The sequence below is a fragment of the Pseudomonas sp. S3E17 genome (assembly GCF_024168685.1).
GTDB classification, from domain to species: domain Bacteria; phylum Pseudomonadota; class Gammaproteobacteria; order Pseudomonadales; family Pseudomonadaceae; genus Aquipseudomonas; species Aquipseudomonas marginalis.
In genome coordinates this window covers 5,179,952-5,201,191 of record NZ_JALJWE010000001.1, presented here as the reverse complement: position 1 = coordinate 5,201,191, position 21,240 = coordinate 5,179,952, and the positions used below count along the sequence as shown (strand labels likewise).

Here is a 21,240-nt window from a genome sequence, read left to right as displayed (position 1 = left end):
CCTCCCACATTTTTAAGCCGGTTTATTCAAGAGCACCTCATATGGCCAAGTTTCCTACCGCTGTAAACCTGCACAAAACCTCCAACACCCTAGGCCTCACCTATGGGCCCGACGAGGTCTACCAGTTGCCCGCCGAACTGCTGCGGGTGCATTCGCCTTCCGCCGAGGTCCAGGGCCACGGCAAACCTATCCTGCAATTCGGCAAGCTCAACGTGCGGTTGACCAAGATCGAACCGGCCGGCCAGTACGCACTGAAATTGACCTTCGACGACGGACATGACAGCGGACTGTTCACCTGGGACTACCTCTACCAATTGGCCGTGCGTCAGGACGCGTTGTGGGCCGATTATCTCGCCGAGCTCAAGGCAGCCGGCAAAACCCGCGATCCGAGCGAGTCGGTCGTGCGGCTGATGCTCTAGTCCAGGCTTCTTGCTCTTTAGAGGGCATTTTCTAATTTCATCTGCTTGAATGCCCTGTCGCGTGGCCAACGATTGGCCCGCTTGCGAAAAAAATTAAACTCGGGTAACCAATGGAACTGGCAAGTTCCCTGCATTTGACGATGCGGTATCAACGGTCACCCGAGTCGCAGTACCTGGCTTGTGTTGTGTATCGAAACCTGGTGCGCAGCGGTACCCGGTACTCGTCTTTCGGACAATGGAGCGTCGTAGATGAGTAACAAGAACAACGATGACTTGAAACGCCAGGCCTCGGAAAACACCCTGGGGCTCAACCCGATCATCGCGTTACGTAAAAAGGATTTACTGGCCTCGGCCAAGATGGTGCTGACCCAAGCCATCAAGCAACCGTTGCACAGCGTCAAGCACGTCGCCCACTTTGGCGTTGAATTGAAGAACGTGATGTTCGGTAAATCGCAGCTGCAGCCCGAAAGCGATGACCGTCGCTTTCACGACCCAGCCTGGAGCCAGAACCCGCTCTACAAACGCTACCTGCAAACCTACCTGGCGTGGCGCAAGGAACTGCACGACTGGATCGGCGACAGTAACCTGTCGGACCAGGACATCAGCCGCGGCCACTTCGTGATCAACCTGATGACCGAAGCCATGGCCCCTACCAACAGCGCGGCCAACCCGGCGGCAGTCAAACGCTTCTTTGAAACCGGCGGCAAGAGCCTGCTCGACGGCCTGTCGCACCTGGCCAAGGACATGGTGCACAACGGCGGCATGCCGAGCCAGGTCAACATGGGCGCGTTCGAAGTGGGCAAGACCCTGGGCATCACCGAAGGGGCGGTGGTATTTCGCAACGACGTGCTGGAGCTGATCCAGTACAAGCCGATCACCGAACAGGTGCACGAACGCCCGCTGTTGGTGGTACCGCCGCAGATCAACAAATTCTATGTATTCGACCTGAGCCCGGAGAAGAGCCTGGCGCGCTTCTGCCTGCGCAATGGGCAGCAGACCTTTATCGTCAGTTGGCGCAACCCGACCAAGGCCCAGCGCGAATGGGGCCTGTCGACCTATATCGAGGCGCTCAAGGAAGCGGTCGATGTGGTCACGGCGATCACCGGCAGCAAAGACGTGAATATGCTCGGCGCCTGCTCCGGCGGCATCACCTGCACCGCCCTGCTGGGCCACTACGCGGCGCTGGGTGAGAAGAAGGTCAACGCCCTGACCCTGCTGGTGAGCGTGCTGGACACCACCCTGGACACCCAGGTGGCGCTGTTCGTGGATGAGCAGACCCTGGAAGCGGCCAAGCGCCATTCCTACCAGGCCGGTGTACTGGAAGGCCGCGACATGGCCAAGGTGTTCGCCTGGATGCGCCCCAACGACCTGATCTGGAACTACTGGGTCAACAATTACCTGCTGGGCAATGAGCCGCCGGTGTTCGACATCCTGTTCTGGAACAACGACACCACACGCTTGCCGGCGGCCTTCCACGGCGACCTGATCGAACTGTTCAAAAACAACCCACTCGTGCGCGCCAATGCCCTGGAAGTGTGCGGCACGCCCATCGACCTCAAGCAGGTCACGGCCGATATCTATTCACTGGCCGGCACCAACGACCACATCACGCCCTGGCAGTCGTGCTACAAGTCGGCACAGTTGTTCGGTGGCAAGGTGGAATTCGTGCTGTCCAGCAGCGGGCATATCCAGAGCATCCTCAACCCGCCCGGCAACCCCAAGGCGCGCTATCAGACCAGCGACAGCCTCGCGGGCAAGCCACTGGAGTGGCAGGAGAACGCGACCAAGCATACTGACTCGTGGTGGCTGCATTGGCAGGCGTGGCAAGCGGAACGGGCGGGCAAGCTGAAGAAGGCACCGACGGTATTAGGCAACAAGACGTACGCCGCAGCCGAAGCGGCGCCGGGTACCTATGTGCATGAACGCTAGTCCTGTAGGAGCGAGCTTGCTCGCGAAAGGCTCAAGATCAACACGGGACATCAGCTATCCCGCGTTATCGTTGACGACCTTCGCGAGCAAGCTCGCTCCTACAAGGGATTGAAGTACCTATCGAAGGGTTCCCCCATGCCGCAACCGTTCATCTTCCGTACCATCGACCTGGATGGCCAGACCATCCGCACGGCGGTACGCCCGGGCAAGCCCCACTTGACACCGTTGCTGATCTTCAACGGCATCGGCGCCAACCTTGAGCTGGTGTTTCCGTTCGTCCAGGCACTGGACCCGGACCTGGAAGTGATCGCCTTCGATGTGCCGGGCGTGGGTGGCTCCTCGACGCCCAACCGGCCTTATCGTTTTCCCGGCCTGGCCAAGCTCACCGCACGCATGCTGGACTACCTGGACTATGGCCAGGTGAATGCGGTGGGCGTGTCCTGGGGTGGCGCCTTGGCGCAGCAGTTTGCCTACGACTACCCGGAGCGCTGCAAGAAGCTGATCCTGGCGGCGACCGCGGCCGGTGCCTTTATGGTGCCAGGCAAGCCGAAGGTGTTGTGGCTGATGGCCAGCCCCCGGCGCTACATCCAACCGTCCCACGTGGTGCGCATCGCACCGATGATTTATGGCGGTTCGTTCCGCCGCGATTCGAAACTGGCGGCCGAGCACGCGAGCAAAGTGCGCTCGGCCGGCAAGCTGGGCTACTACTGGCAGCTGTTCGCGGGGCTGGGCTGGACCAGCATCCACTGGCTGCACAAGATCCGTCAGCCGACCCTGGTGCTGGCCGGGGACGACGACCCGCTGATCCCGCTGGTCAACATGCGCATGCTGGCCTGGCGCATTCCCAACGCACAGTTGCACATCATCGATGACGGCCACCTGTTCCTGATCACCCGGGCTGAAGCCGTGGCGCCGATCATCATGAAGTTTCTCGAGGAGGAGCGCATGCGGGCCGTGATTCATCCGCGACCAGCGGTGTAAGGACCACACCGCCGCGCAACTTGCCGAGAACCGACTATGGTTCTGAATTGGCGTGCCTGTTGATGGCTTGACGAAGGAGTGTTGGCTCATGCGAGAAAGACCCGTGACGAACCCGGCGCCCACCCCTGCCGCGTTCATCAACGCACAAAACGCGATCACCGGCCTACGCGGTCGGGACTTGCTGTCGACCTTGCGCAGCGTTGCCGCCCACGGCTGGCGCAACCCGGTGCATACCGCCCGTCACGCCCTGGCCCTGGGCGGTCAGCTGGGTCGTGTGCTGCTGGGTGAGACCGTGCACGAGCCCAACCCACGGGACAGCCGCTTCAGCGACCCGACCTGGACGCTCAACCCGTTCTACCGACGCAGCCTGCAAGCCTATTTGAGCTGGCAGAAGCAGACCCGCCAGTGGATCGATGACAGCTCACTGAGTGACGACGACCGCGCCCGCGCGCACTTTGCCTTCGCCTTGATCAATGACGCCGTGTCGCCCTCCAACACCCTGCTCAACCCGCTGGCCGTGAAGGAGTTGCTCAACTCCGGCGGCAACAGTGTAGTGCGCGGCGTGAGCAACCTGTTCGACGACCTGCTGCACAATAACGGCCTGCCGCGCCAGGTGAGCAAACAGGCCTTCGAAGTCGGCAAGACCGTGGCCACCACCCCAGGCTCGGTGGTGTTTCGCAATGAGCTGCTGGAGTTGATCCAGTACAAGCCCATGAGCGAAAAACAGTACGCCAGGCCATTGCTGATCGTGCCGCCGCAAATCAACAAGTACTACATCTTCGACCTGAGCCCGGCCAACAGCTTCGTGCAGTACGCCCTCAAGAACGGCCTGCAGACCTTTATGGTCAGCTGGCGCAACCCGGATGTACGCCACCGCGAATGGGGCCTGTCCACCTATGTGGCGGCGCTGGAGGAAGCACTCAACGTCTGCCGGGCCATCACCGGCGCCCGCGAGGTCAACCTGATGGGTGCCTGCGCCGGTGGCCTGACCATCGCCGCCCTGCAAGGCCACTTGCAAGCCAAGCGCCAGCTGCGTCGTATCTCCAGCGCCAGCTACCTGGTGAGCCTGCTGGACAGCCAGATCGACAGCCCCGCCATGCTGTTCGCCGATGAGCAAACCCTGGAAGCCGCCAAGCGTCGTTCCTACCAGCAAGGCGTGCTGGACGGCCGCGACATGGCCAAGGTGTTCGCCTGGATGCGTCCCAACGACCTGATCTGGAACTACTGGATCAATAACTACCTGCTGGGCAAGGAACCGCCGGCCTTCGACATTTTGTACTGGAACAACGACAACACGCGCCTGCCCGCCGCACTGCATGGCGACCTGCTCGATTTCTTCAAGCACAACCCGCTGAGCCATCCCGGCGGCCTGGAAGTGTGCGGCACGCCCATCGACCTGCAGAAGGTCACGGTGGACAGCTTCAGCGTGGCCGGGATCAACGACCACATCACGCCGTGGGACGCGGTGTATCGCTCCACGCAATTGCTCGGTGGCGAGCGGCGCTTCGTGCTGTCCAACAGCGGGCATATCCAGAGCATCCTCAACCCGCCGGGCAACCCCAAGGCCAACTACGTCGAAAATCCCAAGCTGAGCAGCGACCCGCGTGCCTGGTACTACGACGCCAACCACGTCGAGGGCAGTTGGTGGCCGCAGTGGCTGGCGTGGATCCAGCAGCGCTCGGGCGTACAGCGCGAAACCCTCACCGCCCTGGGCAACCAGAACTATCCACCGATGGAAGCGGCGCCCGGCACCTACGTGCGAGTGCGCTGAGCTCAACGATCAGATTAAGAAGACTGGATGAAGACCCGCGACCGTATCCTTGAATGTGCCCTGCAGTTGTTCAACCAGAAGGGCGAGCCGAACGTGTCGACCATGGAGGTGGCCAATGAAATGGGGATCAGCCCCGGCAACCTCTACTACCACTTCCATGGCAAGGAACCGCTGGTGCTGGGGTTGTTCGAGCGCTTCCAGGGCGAATTGGCGCCGCTGCTCGACCCGCCGGCGGACGCGCAACTGCAGGCCCAGGATTACTGGCTGTTCCTGCACCTGATCATCGAACGCATGGCCCAATACCGGTTTTTGTTCCAGGACCTGTCGAACCTGGCGGGGCGCCTGCCGAAACTGGCCAAGGGCATTCGCAACCTGCTGACCGCACTCAAGCGCACCCTCGCGTCCTTGCTGGCGCGTCTGAAGGCGGACGGGCAACTGGTCAGTGACACCCAGGCGCTGGGCCAGTTGGTGGAGCAGATCACCATGACCCTGCTGTTCTCCCTGGACTACCAACGCATTCTCGACCGTGAGGGCGAGGTGCGGGTGGTGGTGTATCAAGTCATGATGCTGGTGGCGCCACACCTGCTGTTGCCGGCGCGACAGGCGACGGAACGATTGGCGCTACGTTATCTGGACGATCAGGGCTGACTACCCGAGTTTTCCGAACTGGTGAGTAAACTTGAACAGTTCACTGTCGTTCCTGATCCCCAACTTTCGATAGGCGGATTGTTTTTGCGTGCTGATCGTACTTGCACTTCGAGAAAACTTGGCCGCAATGGAATTCACGGACATGCCGTCCAGAAAACACCGCAATACTTCCTGCTCTTTTGGCGTCAGGCATTCGTTAAACTGCAAAGGCTTCGACAAGTCTCTGTCCGATTTAATCTTTCCTTCCTTCAATACGGATTGCACACCCTGCAGCGCAGGCACCATGCAAAGCTGCAGGTAAATCCGTCCCTGGGCGACCGTTCGGATTGCCGTGATCAACTCCGTCAGGTTTTGGGTTTTCCCCATGATCCCCCTGCAACCCGCCTTCAACGACAAAGAAACAGTGGCGGGCGTGTAGTGCGAACACACAATCAAGAGCCTGCAGGTGCTGAAACGCCGGTGCAGCGCCTCGATCAGGCTGAGGCCATCGCTGTCCGATGGCGCGAGGCTAAAGTCCATCACCACGACATCGGCCGGCCGCCGCGTAAGAGCCTCCAGCAGTTCCTTGCCGGTTCCGAAGGAACCAATCACCGCAAGGTCGGCCTCCTTGCTCAACCCCAACTCGATGCCCTGCCGAACCATCTCGTGATCATCCAGCAGCATGACGGTATGCGTAGTGGACATTGAAGTAGCCATAATTACACCCATACAAGTGAATACAGCACCACACCCATAATCGCTCTGGTTAAATACACGGTATACCCAGTTACAGGCGAGGATCAATACGACAATTCAATAAGAAAAAACCCTTCAGGCATAACTTACAGATATTTCCCAGTACTACAGAAAACACCTACAAAAGTTAAATTAACTTATCGAACGATCACGAGATAAGTCTCGCTGGTTCTCTATGGATAGCACTCGGCAAACGCGACAAATTAGGGCACCCCGCCATTCGAAAGATCAGCGATCTTCATCGGCGACGGGCTAGAACTATGAATGACGACTGGAAATATCATGAACGTTAACCCCCTCTCCACGATTACGGCCGTGCTGGCCTTGACCGTCGCCGCTTCACAACCGGCGCACGCAGCAGATGGCATCATCAAGTTCAGTGGTCTTGTGACAGACCTGACGTGCACGGTCGAAGGTGCAGCCCCCGGCACTGGCGCAGTCGTCAAGGACGTCAACCTGGGAGGCGTCTCGGCGGCACGCCTGGCAAGCGCGGGCAGTCGTGCCAACCCGACGGGCTTCACCATCCGTATCGGCGCGCCGGGTGAAGGCAGCTGCAGCAACGGGCGTACCGCCATGGTCGCGTTCGATCCAACCAGCCCGGCCATTGATGTGGCGACCGGGCGCTTGAACATCGACGGCTACGATGACCCGTCCGACACCAGCGCCGCCAAGAACGTACAGGTAGAAGTGACTCAACGCGATGGCACGCCGATCAACGTCTACACCGAGAAATCGGCCGGCGCGGTGATCGTCGACAACCAGGCCGTGATCCCGCTCGCGGCGCAAATGTATGCCAGCGGCCCTGCCACCGAAGGCAAGGTCAACACCCGTGTGGGCTTCTTGATCGAGTACGCCGAGTAAGGCAACCCAGGGGCCTGACACGATGAAAAGAATCGCCTGCCTGACGCTGGTTGCCACCGCGGCTTGCGCGTGGCTCTGGCTGTTGCCGCTTCCTGCCCGCGCAGGCGTGATCATCCATGGCACACGCGTGATCTACCCCATGCAGCAGCAGGAAGTCGTGGTGCGCCTGGAGAACAAGGGGCCGCTTCCGGCGCTGGTGCAAACCTGGCTGGACACGGGCGACCGGCATTCGACACCGGCAACGGCCCACACACCGTTCATTCTCTCGCCACCGCTCTTCCGCATTGAGCCGCACCAGCAACAGGCTTTGCGCCTGCGCTATGGCGCAGGCGCCTTGCCGGCCGACCGTGAAAGCCTGTTTTGGTTGAACGTGCTGGAAGTACCACCGCTTGCCGCTGACGCTGCACACAACAACCAGATCGAATTGTCGTTCCGCACCCGTTTGCGGGTGTTTGTGCGCCCGCCGGCATTGCCCTACCCCGTCGACAGCGCCCCGGAAAAACTGCAGTGGAAGCTGGTGGCCCATGAACAGGGTTTCGCCCTGCAAGCCACCAACCCCACGCCGTACCATATTTCCATCGCCTCGATCGAGTTGCTGAACGACGGGAAACGTTTCAGTAAAGCCGCCAACAAAGACGCCAACGACAGTCTGCTGATGCCGGACGGTGACGTGAAACTGTTTGTGCTGCCCCTGCTGCGCCATCACCCCGTCGATGCAGCCACGGTCGAATTCACCACCGTCAGCGACTTTGGTGCTCGAGTCCGTCACTCGGCCCGCCTTGCCCTTCAACCGCAGGATGACCGATGACATGAAGACAGCTATCCGCTCACACCTGCCGGCCCGGTGCATGGCGTTGGTGCTTGCGCTGTTGACCACCCTCCCCGTGCAGGCGAGCGTGGTCATCAACAGCACCCGAATTGTCTACCCGCAGGACGACAAGGAGGTGACGATCAGACTGCACAGCAAGAACCAGGCACCGGTGCTGATCCAGGCGTGGCTGGACAGCGGCGATGAGCAATCAACACCGGATCTGGCGACAGCGCCCTTCGTCCTCACGCCACCGATCTTCCGCATGGAGCCAGGCAAGCAACAGGTGGTACGTATGGCCTACACCGGCGAAGCCTTGCCCAGGGCACAGGAAAGCCTGTTCTGGTTCAACGTGCTGGAGGTGCCCTCACGCCCCCAGGGCGGCCAGCAGGGCGATCAGGTGCAGTTCGCCTTCCGCTCGCGCATCAAGGTGTTTTTGCGCCCATCGAACCTGCCTTACCAGGTCGAGGAAGCACCCGGGAAGCTGCAGTGGCGGTCTGTCCCAGGCGAACATGGCCAGGCGCTGGAAGTCTTCAATCCGACGCCTTACCACGTGACGTTCGAGCGCATCGAAGTGCAAGTGGCAGGGCAGCACCATGTCCGCGAACCGGCGGCGTCGGGTACGGAGAATATGGTGACGCCCGGTGGGCACGCCCGCTTTGAGTGGCCTCGCCTGCAAACCCCGATGGGCAGCGCTGCAATCGTCGAATTCCAGACGCTCGACGATTTCGGGGTCAAGACCCACCACAGCAGCGAGGTCTCTCCATGACGGCCGTTCTTCTGTAGCAATCCCACTTCGCCTTATTGAAAGCACCGTCGATTGATACCCCATTCAGTGGGTAGGGATGCCCTTTGCCGACATTCGGGGAGCCCGTTTATGGAAACGCGAAAAATGAGTTTTTACACGCCTGCCAGCCTCGTAAGCCGGCCCCGTTTAAAGCAGACGCTGCGTGGCATGCTGTTGGTAAGCGGAGCCCATGCCATGGCCGCCAATAGTGCAGAGCAGGCCGAGTTCAACCCGGCTTTCTTTACCGGTGGCCGGGGCGGGCTGCAGATCGATATTGCACGGTTCAGCCAAGGCAACGTCGTGCTCCCGGGCAACTATCGCACCGACATCCACCTCAATGGCCAATGGGTTGGGCGTGAAACCCTGACGTTCATTGCGGTGGAAGGTCAGCAGGTCGCGCAGTTGTGCCTGGAGCGTGATGTGCTGCTCAGGTTTGGCATTGACCTGCAAACCACTGAAGCCAATCAGGCGTCCCGTACGCCGTTTGCGCGCTGTGCGGATATCGGCACCTACCTGCCGGGAGCCAGCAGCCAATTTGATTCAGGTGAAAACCGTCTGGATTTGCAAGTGCCGCAGGTTTTCCTGGCGCGCAAGGCGCGGGGCTATGTCGACCCGCAGCACTGGGACAGCGGGATCGATGCCGCCTTTGTGCGGTACAACGTTAATACGTTCGCCACCCAGACCGATACGCGCGCACTCGGCTCCAGCTACCTGGGCCTGAACACTGGGCTCAATCTGGGCGACTGGCACTGGCGACATAGCGGCAGCTACAGCCATTCAGAGGTTGCCTCGAGCTATCAAAGCAGCGCCACCTATGTGCAGCACGAAGTGGACACGTTGCAGTCCCAACTGATGGCGGGCGAAATCTACACGCCGGGCGAACTGTTCGATAGCGTGCGCCTGCGGGGTGCCAGCCTGTCCAGCGACGATCGGATGCTGCCCGACTCATTGAGCGGATTTGCACCGGTAGTGCGTGGCGTTGCCGAGACCAACGCGCGGGTCAGCGTGCGCCAACGCGGCGTGTTATTGGACGAAGTGTCTGTAGCACCCGGCCCGTTTGTCCTCAACGACCTGTTTCCCACCGGGTACGGGGGCGACCTGAGCGTCACCATCACCGAGGCCGACGGCCGCCAGCGTGAGTTCATCGTACCGTTCGCCGCCAACGCCAACCTCTTGCGTCCCGGCCACAGCCGCTATGCATTGAGCGTCGGCCAGTTGGATGAAGTGGGCCTGCACCATCCGCCCGCGCTGGTGCAGGCCACTTATCAGCATGGCCTGAGCAATCTCCTCACGGGGTACACCGGCGCGACGCTCGGCGACGACTACCAGTCGCAGTTGCTGGGTACGGCGGTCAACACCTCAGTAGGTGCGTTGTCGTGCGACCTGACGCATTCGAGCGCGCATCTGCCGGGGCATGGTTCACGACAGGGGCAAAGCGTACAACTGCGCTACAGCAAGAACTTCACGGACACCGGCACCCACTTTGCCCTCGGGGCGTACCGCTACTCCACCGAAGGTTTCCTGAATGTGGCTGATGCCGCACGCATTCGCGACCTGGCCATCGACGGACTGAACCCCGATAACCTGTCGCGGCTGCGCAACAGAATGGACATCAGCCTCAACCAGAGCCTGGGCAACGGTTCGGTGTACCTGACCGGTTCTTCACAACATTATTGGAACCGCACCCATGGCAACCTGACCTTTACCGCCGGGTACAGCGGCACGTGGCGGGGTCTCCACTATCTGCTGAGCGCACAGCGCAGCCGTGATCTGCGCAGTGAGCACGGGGACAAGCAACTGGAGCTCACCTTGAGCCTGCCACTGGGCAGCCACGCCCATTCGCCGACATTGACCACCACGGCCTATGGCGGCGATCAAGGCAGCGGCGAGCGCGCCAGCCTGGGCGGCAGCCTGGGTGAGCACAATCAGTTCAGCTACAGCGTCAGTGCCAACCGGACCCAGGGCAACAGCAACGCCACCAGTGCCGACATGAAATACCACACCCGCCATGGCGTACTCTCCGCCAGCCATGGCCAGAGCAGCACATACCGCTCCACATCGCTTGGCATGACCGGAGGCATTGTCGCCCACGCAGACGGTGTGACCCTCGCCCCAGAACTCGGCGATACCATCGGCATCGTCCAGGCGCCTGACGCCCAAGGCGCGCGAATCAATGGCAATCACAGCGCGCAAATCGGCAAAGGCGGCTTTGCCGTGGTGCCGCACCTCACCCCTTACCGCCAGAACATCGTGGAACTGGACCCGAAGGATCTGTCCACCGATGTGGAGCTCAAGACCGCGGCCCGGAATGTGGCGCCGCGCGCCGGAGCAGTGGTGAAACTGCAGTTCGAGACGACCAGCGGCCAGGCCTTGTTGATCACGGCACTGCGCGAGGATGGCAGCTCGTTGCCGTTCGGTGCGGATGTGTTCGATGAGGACGGCGCGAGCGTCGGGGTGGTCGGGCAGGGCGGTCAGGCTTTTGTGCGCGTGCCCCGTACACAGGGGCCATTGACGATCAAGTGGGGTCCCCATGCCGGTGCCGCATGTCAGTTGCATTACGACTTGGCTACACAGTCGAACACTGCCGGCACCCAGCGCTTACTCAATCTGAACGCGGGCACCTGCCGGCCCGATACAGCACAGCGCATGACACCCTCGAGCGAGAGCAATGCAAGCAGTTGATCCGGCGCAGGCGAGTAATGCCATTGCACTGCTTGCCTGCAAACGCCCTATTTCTTTTGCGGGACTGAAGATGAAACGCGCCATACAACTCATATCAACAGTGCTGATCCTTGGCTCGCCAATCGCGGCTCAAGCGGCGTGTGACAGGTATCAGAACGACACATTCACACTCACCCTTCCTTCCACAATCGTCGTACCGGACAGCCTCCCGGTGGAGTCTGAAATTGTCATTAAGGAGTTCACTGGCACGGCCCCCTATTTCACTATGTACTGCAGCAACACTTTATTAACGATTACCGGGCGCTATGGCCCAAGGTCTCACGCAAAGTACTACGAGACCGAGGTTCCCGGTGTGGGTGTACACATGCGCATCCGACATTCCGGCGCGCTTTACCCTTTCTTTGGCATGCATAGTCAAAAAAACACCATCAGCGGTGCGCTCACGAGCTTCATGGCTGCGGAGTTGAGGTTCTATAAGGCCGGGCCTGTAACAGACGGGACAGTGCCTGCCGGAGACATTTGGGTGCAGAGACTGGATAACCGCCCGGAGAGTTTTACCCTGAGGCTCGGCAACGCAGTACGCTTTGTCAGGCCCGCCGCCACCTGCGATCTGGCAGCCGGCGACGCCAACCGCACGATCTCCCTAGACCCGGTGCAAGTCGGCGCATTCGAACACTCCACCACCGTCGGCGCCCGCGAATTTGAGCTGTCGGCGCAGTGCACCAACGCCTCCAACGTCACCTTCAGTTTTTCTGGCACCCCCGCACCAGGCAATGACCGGCTGTTCGCCAATACCGGCACCGCTGGCGGAGTGGCCCTATGGCTTTACTCCCGCCTCGATGGGGGCGTCCAGAACATTCTCGCCAATGGCACCGAGAATAGCCGCACGGTACCGGTTTCCGGCAACCGTGCAGTCTTGCCGCTTGGCGCGGCGTACCACCTGAACGGCACGGTCAGCCAGGGCACGCTCGCCAGTACCGCCACCGTCACCATTACCTACAACTGAAACCCTGAGCACTCTTTGATGAAGATCCGAACGCGCGCCCTGCTGCTGACAATGACTGCGAGCCTGGCCTTCCTGCCTGCCGTGCACGCCGATACCACCGGCACTTTAAACTTTACCGGCCAAATCAACGCCGGTACCTGCGACCTTGCCGCAGGTGACCTGAACCGCAGCCTCGCCCTGCCGGCCATCAAGATTTCGGACTTCGATTCGACCTCCACGGCAGGCTCGCTTGATTTTGAGATTTCTGCCGAATGCGACTCGGATATACGCAAGGTGGTTTTCCAGTTCGGGGGCACACCCGCAGAGGCGAACCCCTTGTTGTTCTCCAATACCGGAACGTCGACAGGGACGGCCCTGGCGTTATCACACCGCGCGGCCAAGGCGTACGCCATCCCAGCGAACGGCAAGGTCGAGCAGCGCAGCCGTACGATTGCAACAAAAGGCAAGAAAGCCGTGATACCACTCACGGCGGCCTATCACAAAACCGGCGTAGCGATCACCCAAGGAACCCTGGCCAGCGCGGTGACTGTTTCGATCACCTACAACTGAGGCACTGACAACGCGCAAAAAAAATGCCCCACCTTCTCAGGTGGGGCATTTTTTGTGTCCCGGAAAAATCAGGACTGACTGGTTGGCGTCGGGGTGACCGGCGTTGCAGTCGGGGCGGCAGCAGGCGTGGGTGCCGACACCGAGTTGGCTGTCGAAGCAGACGGTGCCGTGGTTGCCGGCTTGGCGGCAACAGCAGGCTTAGGCGCTGCCGGTTTTTTCGCTGCAGCTGGCTTCTTCGCCGCAGCAGGTTTGGCGGCTGGCTTGGCCACCGGTTTCGCGGCAGCAGGCTTGGCTGCAGGTTTAGCAGCGGCAGACTTGGCCGCGGGTTTGGCGGCTGGCTTAGCGGCCGGTTTGGCAGCGGCTTTGGCTGCTGGCTTGGCCGCAGGTTTGGCAGCGGCTTTCGCAGCCACGGGTTTAGCGGTGGCCTTGGCAGCCGGTTTGGCCGCTGCGGTTTTGGCAGCCGGTTTAGCGACTGCTTTTGCAGCAGCCTTGGTCGCAGGTTTTGCAGCTGGCTTGGCGGCAGCTTTCACCAGAGGTTTGGCAGCCGTTTTAGCCGCCGGTTTGGCAGCGGCCGTTTTTGCAGCAGGCTTGGCAGCCGGTTTAGCGGCAGCCGCTTTCACTGGAGCCACTTTGGCACCGGTCAGTTTTTCAATTTGCTTTGTCAGGGTATCGACCTTGCTGTGCAGGGTCTTCAGCTCAGCTTTACTCGGCACGCCCAGGCGCGAAATAGCACTGTTGAGGCGCTTGTCCAGAGCCCCTTCGAGTTCGCCCCAAGTACCCAATACCTGTTTTTTCGCATCACTGATGCGCGAACCGGCAGTCGCTTTGGCAGCACCTACTTGTTTACCCACTGCGCTCTTGGTCAACTTCTCGGCTTTCTCGCCGTCTTTAACCAACGTCTCGAAGAGTTTACTGCCGTCACTGTCGATCTTCGAGTAAACGCCTAAACCAGCCAGCCAGATCTTGCGGGAATACTCTTCAACTTTCCCGACCCACGAGCTGCCTTCTTTCTGAGTAGTCTTTTTAACAGCCATCCCGATGTCTCCTTAGTGTTTACGCGCGACACGTTCGAGCAATGCCGTCAGCTCTTCGAGCTTAGCAGAGAGTGTCTCCACGTCATGTTTAGACGCAATGCCAATTCGATTCAAGGCACTGGCAACGCGAGTATCAAAAGCTTTTTCAACTTTATCCAGCTGAACTTCTACCAGACCTTTGACCGCGGAGACATTACTCTTTACTTGATCAATCTGACTGTTGGCCGCATCAAGTTGTTCCACTGCAACTTTTTTGCCTTTACTTTCAACATGTTGACCAGCTTTAACCAGCTCTTTGAAGTAGTCGCCGCCCTCGCTGCCGACCTTCGCGTAGGCACCAAGACCCGCCAACCAGATCTTGCGGGCATAGGTTTTAACGTCACTCAACGCGCCGGTCTGAGCATCGATTTTTTTCTTCAGGATAACTTTGGCCATGGTGCACCTCACGCAGGAAAGGGGGGAGGAACGGCCCGCAGGAGTTGAGGACCTGGGCACAAAGTAGGCTGGAAAATTAGAATCGGCACCCTAAGTACTCGCGCATCAGGCCAAGGCTTTATCCAGGGCTTTCTCGATTTCGGACTTGATGGTGCCACTCATGGCGGACATCAACAGGCCCAGTTCCACATCAATGCGCAGCAAATCATCCGCCACCAACACGGTGCCTTTAACCCCCGAACGCTTGAGGTTCAAGGTGTCGCCGGACCACGAGGGCTCCAGGCCATATTGCTCCTGGAGTTTATGCGCCAACTTCTCGGCCTTTGCGCGTGCCCCTTCTTTACCCAGGGAATGTGCACGCTCAACGGTTATACGGGCCATTACGATGACTCCTCTTTATAGGGATTTGAATACCTTGAATGCGGCAAAAGGTCTCGGTGCGTGCCTATCTTACCTGCAGCCTTGCCAAGACAAAGCAGGCCTTGGGGATTATCATGTCCCGCATTCTCTTTTGGTGACAGCGATATGACTGATCAGCGCAAAGGCAGCGATGCCGAACCCACCACTCACTTCGGTTTCAAGAACGTCCCGGAAAGCCAGAAGGCGGAAAAAGTCGCTGAGGTGTTCCACTCCGTGGCAGCCAAGTACGACCTGATGAACGACGTGCTCTCCGGCGGCATGCACCGCCTGTGGAAACGCTTCACCATCGAGCTGTCGGGCGTACGCACCGGCAACCGTGTGCTGGACATCGCCGGCGGTACGGGTGACCTGGCGGCCAAGTTCTCCAAGCTCGTCGGCCCTACCGGCCAGGTGGTGCTGGCGGACATCAACGGCTCGATGCTCAAGGTCGGCCGTGATCGCCTGCTCGACAAGGGCGTGGCCGGCAATATCGAATTCGTCCAGGCCGACGCTGAAAAGCTGCCGTTCCCCGACAACCATTTCGACTGCGTGACCATCGCCTTCGGCCTGCGCAACGTGACCCACAAGGAAGACGCGATCCGCTCGATGCTGCGCGTCCTCAAGCCAGGCGGCCGCCTGTTGGTACTGGAGTTCTCCAAGCCGACCAACGCGCTGATGTCCAAGGTCTACGACACCTACTCCTTCGCCTTCATGCCGCTGATGGGCAAGCTGATCACCAATGACGCCGAAAGCTACCGCTACCTGGCCGAATCGATCCGCATGCACCCCGACCAGGAAACCCTGAAGTCGATGATGGTAGAGGCCGGTTTCGACCGCGTGACCTACCACAACATGACCTCGGGCATTGTCGCCCTGCACCGTGGCATCAAGCCCTGATGCTGCTCAAAGGCCTTCTCGCCAGCGTCGAACACGGTATCAACCGTGTACTGCGCCTGGACAGCACCGCCCTGGCACGGCTCGCGCACTTGAACGGCAAGGTCATCGCCGTGGACTGCACCAGCCCCGCCCTGCAGCTGTTTATCCTGCCCAGCGATGAAGGCCTGCTGCTCGCCACTCAATGGGCCGCCGAAGCCGACTGCACCCTGCGCGCACCGGCCTCCAGCCTGTTGCACCTGGCGCTGAGCCGCAACAAGACCGCCATCCTCCACGGCCCCGAAGTGCACCTGGAAGGCGACAGTGCGGTCCTGATGGACCTGGCCGCCGTGCTGCAGGACCTGGAGCTGGACTGGGAATACGAGCTGTCACGCTGGATCGGCCCCGTCGCCACCCAACTGATCAGCGGGCACCTGCGCAGTCGCACGCGCTGGTACCAGCAGGGGTTCGCCAGCCTCAACCAGAACCTCGCCGAATACCTGAGCGAAGAATCGCGCACCCTGGTCGGAGAACGCGAAGCGCAAGCGCGCTTTCGTGAGCTCGACAAGGCCAAAATCGACCTGGAACGCCTCGAGGCCCGCTTCGAGCGCCTGAGCCGTTCCCTTGATCCAAGCGATAACGCATGAAGCTGCTCGCCGTCCGCCGTTTGTTCCGTATCCAGCGCGTCGTAATCCGCTACCGCCTCGATGACCTGCTGTTCGCCCTGCCCTTGCCATGGTTCCTGCTGGCGGTGCGCTATGTGCTGCCGTGGCGCTGGTTCCCACGCAAACAGCTGGAGCTGAGCCGGGGCGCGCGCCTGCGCCTGGCGCTGCAGGACCTGGGACCGATCTTTATCAAGTTCGGGCAGATCCTCTCCACGCGCCGCGACCTGCTGCCCGAAGACATCGCCGACGAACTGATGCTGCTGCAGGATCGCGTGCCGCCGTTCGATTCCCAGCAGTCGATGAAGCTGATCGAAGAGCAACTGGGCAAGAAGATCAGCGAGGTGTTCAGCCGCTTCGACGTCGAACCGCTGGCCTCGGCCTCGGTGGCGCAAGTGCACGCCGCGCAGTTGAAGAGCGGCGAAGAAGTGGTGGTGAAGGTGATTCGCCCGGGCCTCAAGCCGATCATCGGCCAGGACCTGGCGTGGCTGTTTATCCTGGCCCGCGCCGCCGAACGTTTCTCTGCCGATGCGCGCCTGCTGCACCCGGTGGACGTGGTCGCCGACTACGAAAAAACCATCTACGACGAACTCGACCTGCTGCGCGAAGCAGCCAACGCCAGCCAGCTCAAGCGCAACTTCGAAGGCTCGCCGCTGCTGTACGTGCCGCAGGTGTATTGGGATTGGTGCCGCCCGAAAGTGCTGGTGATGGAGCGCATCTACGGCGTACAGGTCACCGACCTCGCGACCCTGGCCGACCAACGCACCGACATGAAGATGCTTGCCGAGCGCGGTGTGGAGATCTTCTTCACCCAGGTGTTCCGCGACAGTTTCTTCCACGCCGACATGCACCCCGGCAATATCTTCGTCAGTACCGTCAACCCGTGGAGCCCGCAGTACATCGCGATCGACTGCGGCATCGTCGGCAGCCTGACCCCGGAAGACCAGGACTACCTGGCGCGTAACCTGTTCGCCTTCTTCAAGCGCGACTACCGCCGCGTGGCGCAGTTGCACATCGATTCGGGCTGGGTGCCGGCGGAAACCAAGCTCAATGAATTCGAAGCGGCGATCCGCACCGTGTGCGAGCCGATCTTTGAAAAGCCACTGAAAGATATCTCCTTCGGCCAGGTGCTGATGCGCCTGTTCCAGACCGCGCGGCGCTTCAATATGGAAGTGCAGCCGCAACTGGTGCTGCTGCAAAAAACCCTGCTCAACATCGAAGGCCTGGGCCGTCAGCTGTACCCGGACCTCGACCTGTGGAACACCGCCCAGCCGTTCCTGGAACGCTGGATGCGCGAGCGGGTCAGCCCGAAAACCCTGCTGGGCAACCTGCACAGCCAGTTCGAACAGTTGCCGCACCTGGCCAACATGACCCGCGACCTGCTGGAGCGCATGTCCCAGCCCCATGCCAAAGACCCCGCGCCGCCCTGGCAGAAGCGCAAGGACGACTGGTTCCTGCGCCTGCTGGGGGCCGCGCACCTGGTCGGTGGCGTGATGCTGGCCATTGGCGGGCCGCTGAACCAACTGGGCCACTGGCCGGCCGGCATCATGGTCGCCGTGGGTGTTTATCTGATCGTGCGTCGATAGCCAATCCGGTTATACACTGTCGCAAATTGCCGGAGCCGAAGATGAAAGACTGGCTGGACGAGATCAAGTGGGACAGTGACGGCCTGGTGCCGGCCATTGCCCAGGACTACAAGACCGGGCGCGTGCTGATGATGGCCTGGATGAACCGCGAAGCCCTGAGCCTCACCGCCACTGAGCAGCGCGCCATTTACTGGTCACGTTCCCGTGGCAAACTGTGGCGCAAGGGCGAAGAGTCCGGGCACGTGCAGACCCTGCACGAGATGCGCATCGACTGCGACGCCGACGTGGTGATCCTGAAGGTCGAGCAGATCGGCGACATCGCCTGCCACACCGGCCGCCACAGCTGCTTCTATCGCGTGTTCGAGAACGGCGAATGGAAGGTTGTAGAGCCGGTGCTCAAAGACCCGCACGCCATCTACTCGGCAGGACACTGACCATGAGCGATACCCTCAACCGTGTGGCCCAGGTGCTGGAGGACCGCAAAGGTGCGGACGCCGACAGCTCCTACGTCGCCAGCCTGTACCACAAGGGCCTGAACAAGATCCTGGAAAAACTCGGCGAAGAGTCCATCGAGACCATCATCGCCGCCAAGGACGCACAAATCAGCGGCGATTGCAGCGATGTCATCTATGAGACCGCCGACTTGTGGTTCCATAGCCTGGTCATGCTCGCCCAACTGGGGCAGCATCCACAGGCCGTGCTGGATGAACTGGACCGTCGCTTCGGCTTGTCCGGGCACGCCGAAAAGGCCTCGCGCCCGTCCGCCTGAATAACTTTTACTAGAGGATTTGCAGCATGGGCATTTTTGACTGGAAACACTGGATCGTCATTCTGGTGGTGGTGGTACTGGTATTCGGCACCAAGAAACTCAAAAACCTCGGCACCGACGTGGGCGAGTCGATCAAGGGCTTCCGTAAAGCCATGAACGACGATGAGAAGCCTGCCGACCCGGCCGCCAACCCGGTGCCACCGGCACAGCCTGTGCACCCCCAGGCCACCCAGCCGATCACCGAGCGTCGTACCTTCGACGTGCAGGCTGAAAAAGTCGAAGAGCCGACCCGCAAAGACTCGTGAGCACTGACTAATGTTTGGTATCAGCTTCTCTGAACTGCTGCTCGTCGGCCTGGTTGCCTTGCTGGTACTGGGGCCGGAACGCCTGCCCGGTGCCGCACGCACGGCCGGCCTGTGGATCGGGCGCCTGAAACGCAGTTTCAACGCCATCAAACAGGAAGTTGAACGGGAAATCGGCGCCGACGAGATCCGTCGCCAACTGCACAACGAACATATTCTGTCGTTGGAGCAGGAAGCCCGGAAGATCCTGTCGCCGGTGCAGGAGCCCACCAAACCGGTGGAGCCTGTGGCCGAGCACAGCATCGCGCCTGCGCCTGCGGTGGATACCCCGCCAGCCGCCCCGACCCCGACCGCTGCAACCGAGCCTGCGCCGACGCCCGCTGCGTCGCCCGCGCCCCATGACCCTACATTGCCGCCGCGAGCCCCATGAGCGCTGATAAACCGGAAAACGACCAGCATATGCCGCTGGTCTCGCACCTGACCGAGCTGCGGACCCGCCTGCTGCGTTGCGTGGCCGCGATCTTCGTGATCTTTGCCGGGCTGTTCGCCTTTACTCAGCAGATCTACACCTTCGTCTCCACGCCGCTGCGCCAGTACCTGCCGGCCGGCGCGACGATGATTGCCACCGATGTGTCATCGCCCTTCCTCACACCGTTGAAGCTGACGATGATGGTCTCGCTGTTCCTGGCGATCCCGGTGATCCTGCACCAGATCTGGGGCTTTATCGCGCCGGGCCTGTACAAGCATGAGAAGCGCATCGCCGTGCCCTTGCTGGTGTCGAGCATCCTGCTGTTCTACACCGGCATGGCCTTCGCCTACTTCCTGGTGTTCCCGTTGATCTTCAAGTTCTTCGCCGCCGCCACCCCGGCCGGCGTGGAAATGATGACCGACATCACCAGCTACCTCGACTTCGTGATGACGCTGTTCTTCGCCTTTGGCGTGGCGTTCGAAATCCCCGTGGCCGTGGTGCTGCTGGTGTGGATCGGCGTGGTCAACGTGGCGTACCTGAAGAAAATCCGCCCGTACGTGATCATCGGCTGCTTCGTGGTCGGCATGATCCTCACGCCGCCGGACATCTTCTCCCAGACCCTGCTGGCCGTGCCGATGTGGATGCTGTTCGAGATTGGCATCCTGTTCAGCGGCCTGATCAGCAAGCGTGGCGATCACCCGGATGACCAACCCGCCGACGACGACCAGCCGCCAGCGACCCAGCCGTGAACCTGCTGCTGCTGTTCGATGCCGACTTCATTGCGGCCGACCGGGTGATCCTGCGTGATCGGCGCCTGGTGCATATGCAGGAAGTCCACCGCGCCGCCGTAGGCGACAGCCTGCGGGTCGGGCGCCTTGGCGGGTTGATGGGCAACGCGCAATTGCTGCGCCTGGAAGCCCGCGAAGCCGAACTGCAAGTGAGCTTCGACCAACCACCGCCGGCCAAACTGCCCCTGACCCTGCTGCTGGCCCTGCCACGTCCGAAGATGCTGCGTCGGGTGCTGCAAACCGTGGCGGCCATGGGCGTGCCGAAAGTGGTGCTGGTCAATAGCTACCGGGTGGAAAAAAGCTTCTGGCAGACCCCCTTCCTGGAACCCGAGGCCATTCGCGAACAACTGATCCTCGGCCTGGAACAGGCGCGGGACACGGTGCTGCCAGAAATCGTTATCGAAAAGCGCTTCAAGCCCTTCGTCGAAGACCGCCTGCCGGCCATGACCGCAGGCACCCTTGGCCTGATCGGCCATCCCGGCGACTACCCAGCCTGCCCCCGTGGGCTGAATGAACCGGTTACCCTGGCCATAGGCCCGGAAGGTGGCTGGATCCCCTATGAGGTGGACCTGCTGGCCAAGGCCGGCTTGCAGCCGGTGCAATTGGGCGCCCGCATCCTGCGCGTCGAAACGGCCGTCACGGCCCTGCTCGCCCGCCTTTTCTAACCACACCGCATAACCCTGTGGGAGGGGGCTTGCTCCCGATAGCGGTGGGTCAGTCAGCATTTCTGATACTGAACCACCGCTA

24 protein-coding genes are annotated in these 21,240 nt (G+C 60.9%); 20 read left to right on the top strand and 4 right to left on the bottom strand.

Annotated features, from left to right (window positions below):
• The first annotated feature begins 41 nt into the window (after positions 1 to 41).
• From J3D60_RS23480 to J3D60_RS23460, 5 genes are all read left to right on the top strand, one after another.
• Positions 42 to 419: a gamma-butyrobetaine hydroxylase-like domain-containing protein gene (locus J3D60_RS23480; protein ID WP_027605016.1), complete on the top strand. Its 378-nt coding sequence runs from the start codon at positions 42 to 44 to the stop codon at positions 417 to 419.
• Between the two features lie 249 nt (positions 420 to 668).
• Positions 669 to 2,348 (top strand): class II poly(R)-hydroxyalkanoic acid synthase, encoded by a 1,680-nt coding sequence (gene phaC, locus J3D60_RS23475; RefSeq protein WP_253492984.1) that lies wholly within the window; start codon positions 669 to 671, stop codon positions 2,346 to 2,348.
• Between the two features lie 135 nt (positions 2,349 to 2,483).
• Positions 2,484 to 3,329: a poly(3-hydroxyalkanoate) depolymerase gene (gene phaZ, locus J3D60_RS23470; protein WP_027605018.1), complete on the top strand. Its 846-nt coding sequence runs from the start codon at positions 2,484 to 2,486 to the stop codon at positions 3,327 to 3,329.
• Positions 3,330 to 3,417: 88 nt separating this feature from the next.
• Positions 3,418 to 5,100 (top strand): class II poly(R)-hydroxyalkanoic acid synthase, encoded by a 1,683-nt coding sequence (gene phaC, locus J3D60_RS23465; protein WP_027605019.1) that lies wholly within the window; start codon positions 3,418 to 3,420, stop codon positions 5,098 to 5,100.
• Positions 5,101 to 5,127: 27 nt separating this feature from the next.
• Positions 5,128 to 5,748, top strand: a complete 621-nt coding sequence (locus J3D60_RS23460) for a TetR/AcrR family transcriptional regulator (protein WP_065940780.1) — start codon at positions 5,128 to 5,130, stop codon at positions 5,746 to 5,748.
• Here the strand turns inward: J3D60_RS23460 and J3D60_RS23455 are convergent, their stop codons facing one another.
• Entirely contained in the window at positions 5,749 to 6,411 is a 663-nt protein-coding gene (locus J3D60_RS23455) for a response regulator transcription factor (RefSeq protein ID WP_065940982.1), read from the bottom strand. It abuts the gene before it with no gap.
• A gap of 354 nt (positions 6,412 to 6,765) precedes the next feature.
• Here J3D60_RS23455 and J3D60_RS23450 point away from each other — a divergent pair, with 354 nt between their 5' ends.
• From J3D60_RS23450 to J3D60_RS23425, 6 genes are all read left to right on the top strand, one after another.
• Positions 6,766 to 7,344 carry a fimbrial protein gene (locus tag J3D60_RS23450; protein WP_065940779.1) on the top strand — a complete coding sequence of 193 codons (579 nt, stop codon included), beginning with the start codon at positions 6,766 to 6,768 and terminating at the stop codon, positions 7,342 to 7,344.
• Positions 7,345 to 7,366: 22 nt separating this feature from the next.
• Entirely contained in the window at positions 7,367 to 8,152 is a 786-nt protein-coding gene (locus J3D60_RS23445; protein WP_253492983.1) for a molecular chaperone, read from the top strand.
• Between the two features lies 1 nt (position 8,153).
• Positions 8,154 to 8,921: a molecular chaperone gene (locus J3D60_RS23440; protein ID WP_253492982.1), complete on the top strand. Its 768-nt coding sequence runs from the start codon at positions 8,154 to 8,156 to the stop codon at positions 8,919 to 8,921.
• A gap of 123 nt (positions 8,922 to 9,044) precedes the next feature.
• Positions 9,045 to 11,621 (top strand): fimbria/pilus outer membrane usher protein, encoded by a 2,577-nt coding sequence (locus J3D60_RS23435; protein ID WP_253492981.1) that lies wholly within the window; start codon positions 9,045 to 9,047, stop codon positions 11,619 to 11,621.
• Positions 11,608 to 12,627: a fimbrial protein gene (locus J3D60_RS23430; RefSeq protein ID WP_367399673.1), complete on the top strand. Its 1,020-nt coding sequence runs from the start codon at positions 11,608 to 11,610 to the stop codon at positions 12,625 to 12,627. The genes J3D60_RS23435 and J3D60_RS23430 overlap by 14 nt, the downstream gene beginning before the upstream one ends.
• A gap of 18 nt (positions 12,628 to 12,645) precedes the next feature.
• A complete protein-coding gene (locus tag J3D60_RS23425; RefSeq protein WP_065940775.1) occupies positions 12,646 to 13,176 on the top strand; it encodes a fimbrial protein in 531 nt (176 codons plus the stop codon).
• A 68-nt stretch (positions 13,177 to 13,244) separates the two neighbouring features.
• Here J3D60_RS23425 and J3D60_RS23420 read toward each other — a convergent pair whose 3' ends face one another.
• From J3D60_RS23420 to J3D60_RS23410, 3 genes are all read right to left on the bottom strand, one after another.
• Positions 13,245 to 14,210, bottom strand: a complete 966-nt coding sequence (locus J3D60_RS23420; protein WP_253492980.1) for a phasin family protein — start codon at positions 14,208 to 14,210, stop codon at positions 13,245 to 13,247.
• 12 nt (positions 14,211 to 14,222) lie between these two features.
• Positions 14,223 to 14,645 carry a phasin family protein gene (locus tag J3D60_RS23415; protein WP_065940773.1) on the bottom strand — a complete coding sequence of 141 codons (423 nt, stop codon included), beginning with the start codon at positions 14,643 to 14,645 and terminating at the stop codon, positions 14,223 to 14,225.
• A gap of 105 nt (positions 14,646 to 14,750) precedes the next feature.
• Positions 14,751 to 15,026: a polyhydroxyalkanoic acid system family protein gene (locus tag J3D60_RS23410; RefSeq protein WP_065940772.1), complete on the bottom strand. Its 276-nt coding sequence runs from the start codon at positions 15,024 to 15,026 to the stop codon at positions 14,751 to 14,753.
• 144 nt (positions 15,027 to 15,170) lie between these two features.
• On the opposite strand from J3D60_RS23410, the gene ubiE reads away from it, so the two are divergent.
• Genes ubiE through J3D60_RS23365 form a run of 9 tightly spaced genes read left to right on the top strand, consistent with a single transcriptional unit; the run spans position 15,171 to position 21,158 of the window.
• Entirely contained in the window at positions 15,171 to 15,941 is a 771-nt protein-coding gene (gene ubiE / locus J3D60_RS23405; protein WP_003171186.1) for a bifunctional demethylmenaquinone methyltransferase/2-methoxy-6-polyprenyl-1,4-benzoquinol methylase UbiE, read from the top strand.
• Complete coding sequence (locus tag J3D60_RS23400; protein WP_065940771.1) at positions 15,941 to 16,564, top strand: SCP2 domain-containing protein; 624 nt, start codon at positions 15,941 to 15,943, stop codon at positions 16,562 to 16,564. Before ubiE ends, J3D60_RS23400 begins: the two co-directional genes overlap by 1 nt.
• Positions 16,561 to 18,165 (top strand): ubiquinone biosynthesis regulatory protein kinase UbiB, encoded by a 1,605-nt coding sequence (ubiB, locus tag J3D60_RS23395; RefSeq protein WP_027605031.1) that lies wholly within the window; start codon positions 16,561 to 16,563, stop codon positions 18,163 to 18,165. The genes J3D60_RS23400 and ubiB overlap by 4 nt, the downstream gene beginning before the upstream one ends.
• 41 nt (positions 18,166 to 18,206) lie before the next feature.
• The gene (gene hisI, locus J3D60_RS23390) at positions 18,207 to 18,599 is read left to right on the top strand and encodes a phosphoribosyl-AMP cyclohydrolase (RefSeq protein WP_012721796.1); all 393 of its coding nucleotides are present in this window, start codon (positions 18,207 to 18,209) and stop codon (positions 18,597 to 18,599) included.
• A 2-nt stretch (positions 18,600 to 18,601) separates the two neighbouring features.
• Positions 18,602 to 18,934, top strand: coding sequence for a phosphoribosyl-ATP diphosphatase (locus J3D60_RS23385; RefSeq protein WP_027605032.1), 333 nt, complete (start codon positions 18,602 to 18,604; stop codon positions 18,932 to 18,934).
• Positions 18,935 to 18,960: 26 nt separating this feature from the next.
• Positions 18,961 to 19,239, top strand: coding sequence for a twin-arginine translocase TatA/TatE family subunit (locus tag J3D60_RS23380; protein ID WP_003171180.1), 279 nt, complete (start codon positions 18,961 to 18,963; stop codon positions 19,237 to 19,239).
• 10 nt (positions 19,240 to 19,249) lie between these two features.
• On the top strand, positions 19,250 to 19,666 hold the full coding sequence (gene tatB, locus J3D60_RS23375; RefSeq protein ID WP_115486484.1) for a Sec-independent protein translocase protein TatB: 417 nt from the start codon (positions 19,250 to 19,252) through the stop codon (positions 19,664 to 19,666).
• A complete protein-coding gene (gene tatC, locus J3D60_RS23370; RefSeq protein WP_092490204.1) occupies positions 19,663 to 20,454 on the top strand; it encodes a twin-arginine translocase subunit TatC in 792 nt (263 codons plus the stop codon). The genes tatB and tatC overlap by 4 nt, the downstream gene beginning before the upstream one ends.
• Positions 20,451 to 21,158 (top strand): 16S rRNA (uracil(1498)-N(3))-methyltransferase, encoded by a 708-nt coding sequence (locus J3D60_RS23365; RefSeq protein ID WP_253492977.1) that lies wholly within the window; start codon positions 20,451 to 20,453, stop codon positions 21,156 to 21,158. Before tatC ends, J3D60_RS23365 begins: the two co-directional genes overlap by 4 nt.
• Positions 21,159 to 21,240 lie beyond the last annotated feature (82 nt).

What these genes read in the sequence shown, in the direction of transcription:
- tatB (WP_115486484.1), top strand. Translation starts at nt 19,250, where the DNA reads ATGTTTGGTATCAGCTTCTCTGAACTGCTGCTCGTCGGCCTGGTTGCC.
- J3D60_RS23455 (WP_065940982.1), bottom strand. Translation starts at nt 6,411, where the DNA reads ATGCTGCTGGATGATCACGAGATGGTTCGGCAGGGCATCGAGTTGGGG.
- J3D60_RS23460 (WP_065940780.1), top strand. Translation starts at nt 5,128, where the DNA reads ATGAAGACCCGCGACCGTATCCTTGAATGTGCCCTGCAGTTGTTCAAC.
- phaC (WP_253492984.1), top strand. Translation starts at nt 669, where the DNA reads ATGAGTAACAAGAACAACGATGACTTGAAACGCCAGGCCTCGGAAAAC.
- tatC (WP_092490204.1), top strand. Translation starts at nt 19,663, where the DNA reads ATGAGCGCTGATAAACCGGAAAACGACCAGCATATGCCGCTGGTCTCG.
- ubiE (WP_003171186.1), top strand. Translation starts at nt 15,171, where the DNA reads ATGACTGATCAGCGCAAAGGCAGCGATGCCGAACCCACCACTCACTTC.
- J3D60_RS23420 (WP_253492980.1), bottom strand. Translation starts at nt 14,210, where the DNA reads ATGGCTGTTAAAAAGACTACTCAGAAAGAAGGCAGCTCGTGGGTCGGG.
- J3D60_RS23430 (WP_367399673.1), top strand. Translation starts at nt 11,608, where the DNA reads ATGCAAGCAGTTGATCCGGCGCAGGCGAGTAATGCCATTGCACTGCTT.
- J3D60_RS23400 (WP_065940771.1), top strand. Translation starts at nt 15,941, where the DNA reads ATGCTGCTCAAAGGCCTTCTCGCCAGCGTCGAACACGGTATCAACCGT.
- J3D60_RS23425 (WP_065940775.1), top strand. Translation starts at nt 12,646, where the DNA reads ATGAAGATCCGAACGCGCGCCCTGCTGCTGACAATGACTGCGAGCCTG.
- J3D60_RS23440 (WP_253492982.1), top strand. Translation starts at nt 8,154, where the DNA reads ATGAAGACAGCTATCCGCTCACACCTGCCGGCCCGGTGCATGGCGTTG.
- J3D60_RS23480 (WP_027605016.1), top strand. Translation starts at nt 42, where the DNA reads ATGGCCAAGTTTCCTACCGCTGTAAACCTGCACAAAACCTCCAACACC.
- J3D60_RS23450 (WP_065940779.1), top strand. Translation starts at nt 6,766, where the DNA reads ATGAACGTTAACCCCCTCTCCACGATTACGGCCGTGCTGGCCTTGACC.
- hisI (WP_012721796.1), top strand. Translation starts at nt 18,207, where the DNA reads ATGAAAGACTGGCTGGACGAGATCAAGTGGGACAGTGACGGCCTGGTG.
- ubiB (WP_027605031.1), top strand. Translation starts at nt 16,561, where the DNA reads ATGAAGCTGCTCGCCGTCCGCCGTTTGTTCCGTATCCAGCGCGTCGTA.
- phaC (WP_027605019.1), top strand. Translation starts at nt 3,418, where the DNA reads ATGCGAGAAAGACCCGTGACGAACCCGGCGCCCACCCCTGCCGCGTTC.
- J3D60_RS23380 (WP_003171180.1), top strand. Translation starts at nt 18,961, where the DNA reads ATGGGCATTTTTGACTGGAAACACTGGATCGTCATTCTGGTGGTGGTG.
- phaZ (WP_027605018.1), top strand. Translation starts at nt 2,484, where the DNA reads ATGCCGCAACCGTTCATCTTCCGTACCATCGACCTGGATGGCCAGACC.
- J3D60_RS23410 (WP_065940772.1), bottom strand. Translation starts at nt 15,026, where the DNA reads ATGGCCCGTATAACCGTTGAGCGTGCACATTCCCTGGGTAAAGAAGGG.
- J3D60_RS23415 (WP_065940773.1), bottom strand. Translation starts at nt 14,645, where the DNA reads ATGGCCAAAGTTATCCTGAAGAAAAAAATCGATGCTCAGACCGGCGCG.
- J3D60_RS23435 (WP_253492981.1), top strand. Translation starts at nt 9,045, where the DNA reads ATGAGTTTTTACACGCCTGCCAGCCTCGTAAGCCGGCCCCGTTTAAAG.
- J3D60_RS23445 (WP_253492983.1), top strand. Translation starts at nt 7,367, where the DNA reads ATGAAAAGAATCGCCTGCCTGACGCTGGTTGCCACCGCGGCTTGCGCG.
- J3D60_RS23385 (WP_027605032.1), top strand. Translation starts at nt 18,602, where the DNA reads ATGAGCGATACCCTCAACCGTGTGGCCCAGGTGCTGGAGGACCGCAAA.